The sequence below is a fragment of the Arthrobacter sp. Br18 genome, from assembly GCF_000520555.1.
GTDB lineage: Bacteria > Actinomycetota > Actinomycetes > Actinomycetales > Micrococcaceae > Arthrobacter_D.
In genome coordinates, this window is sequence record NZ_KI914863.1 from 31,414 (window position 1) to 33,102 (window position 1,689).

1 protein-coding gene is annotated in these 1,689 nt (G+C 67.1%); it reads right to left on the minus strand.

The genetic code is table 11. The annotated features are described in order from the left end of the window. Positions 1-40 precede the first annotated feature (40 nt). Positions 41-1,486, minus strand: a complete 1,446-nt coding sequence (locus Y704_RS20220) for an NAD(P)/FAD-dependent oxidoreductase (RefSeq protein WP_051476876.1) — start codon at positions 1,484-1,486, stop codon at positions 41-43. Positions 1,487-1,689: the final 203 nt, after the last annotated feature.

Genomic DNA, 1,689 nt, shown 5'->3' on the forward strand with positions numbered 1-1,689 from the left:
CCGGGTGGAACCGCCGTCGTACTGCTCGACCTGCCGGTGATCAGGCGCGTGCGCCCACCTTGCCCGCTGCTACCTTGCCGGCAGGCGTCGGCGGCGTGCTCTGCAGCGCCGTGTCCCTCTTCGGCGGTGGGGTTGCCGCTTCGCGGAACTGGCGCTTCGGTGTCTGGAGATCCGAGATCGGTGCCAGGTCGCGGCCGAAGATGAAGCTCATGCTCCAGTTCGAGATGACGCGGGCCTTGCGCTCGAACATGGGCATGGCCATGCCGTGGTACCCCCGGTGCGCGAGCCACGCGGGGAAGCCGCGCATGCCGAAGCCCATGATGTTGGCGACGCCCTTGAACGTTCCGAACCCTGCGACGGCCCCGAGGTTGGTGTGCCGGTATTCCTTGACCTCGCCCACCCCGTAGTTCTGCGCCAGGATGTTCTTGGCGAGGAGTTTCGCCTGCCGCACGGCGTGCTGGGCATTCGGTACACAGAAGCCTCCCACGCCTCCACCGCTGAGATCTGGGACGGCTGCGACGTCACCGGCGGTCCAGGCGTGCTGGATCGGACCGTCATCCCCTGCGATGCGCAGTTCGGGGTTGGCGCGGAGCCTGCCGCGCTCATCGACCGGGAAATCGGTCGAGGTGACTACCGGGTTGGCCTGCACACCGGCCGTCCAGATCAGGGTCCCGGCCTCGAACTCGGCGGCCGGGGTCTTGTCGGGCATGTTGATCAGCTTGAGGCGTCCGTCCACCGCGCTGGAGAGCGAGGTGTTGAGCATGACCTGGATGGCGCGTGAGCGCAGGTGCTCCACCACCCAGACCGCCTGCTCGGCCGTCACCTCGGGCATGATGCGCCCCATGGCCTCGATGAGGACGAAGCGCAGGTCCGAGCGCTCCAGGCGGTCGTTCTTCTTTACGGCGTCCCGCGCCATGTCCTCGATCTCGGTGATCGCCTCGATGCCGGCGAAACCGCCGCCGACGACGGCGAACGTCAGGGCTCGGTCACGCTCGGGCCCGGCCTGCATCAGGGAACCGGTCTCGATGCGCTCCAGGATCTGGTTGCGAAGGGCGACTGCCTCCTCGATGGTCTTCAGTCCGATGCCCTGGTCCTTCAGTCCCTCGATGGGGAAGGTGCGGGTGATGGAGCCGGCAGCAACGACGACGTCGGTGTAGCCCAACTCGAAGGCCTCCCCGCCCCCCGCGGGTTCGATTGTCGCAGTGCGGCCGGCATGGTTGATGCCGGTGACCTTGCCTGAAATCAGCTCGGTCTTCGGCAGGTGCACCCGGTGGGACACGATCGCGTGGCGCGGTTCGATGCTTCCGGCGGCTACCTCGGGAAGGAACGGCTGGTAGGTCATGTAGGGCAGCGGATCCACCAGGGTCACGATGCCGCCCCGGGACTTGACCTTGTTCTGCAGCCGGTGGGCCACGTAGAGGCCGACATAGCCGCCGCCTACAACAAGAACGCGCGGTCGATCAGAGAAGTGAGGAGTCAATGCCATGGCTCGATGCTACCGGAGTTTGTGAATATCTTCACTAAGTAGGCAGGGTCAGGGGGCGCCGGTCAGGGCCCTCCGTCGGCGGTGTCGCCGTCCGCCGTCCGCGGCTCCCTCCGCCACGAGCGCAGCACGTGGAGCGTGCCCGCCACGAGCAGGAGGGCGAACACTCCCGCGAAGCCGAGAACCACCGCTGCAGGAAGGGGATC

What these genes read in the sequence shown, in the direction of transcription:
- Y704_RS20220 (WP_051476876.1), bottom strand. Translation starts at nt 1,486, where the DNA reads ATGGCATTGACTCCTCACTTCTCTGATCGACCGCGCGTTCTTGTTGTA.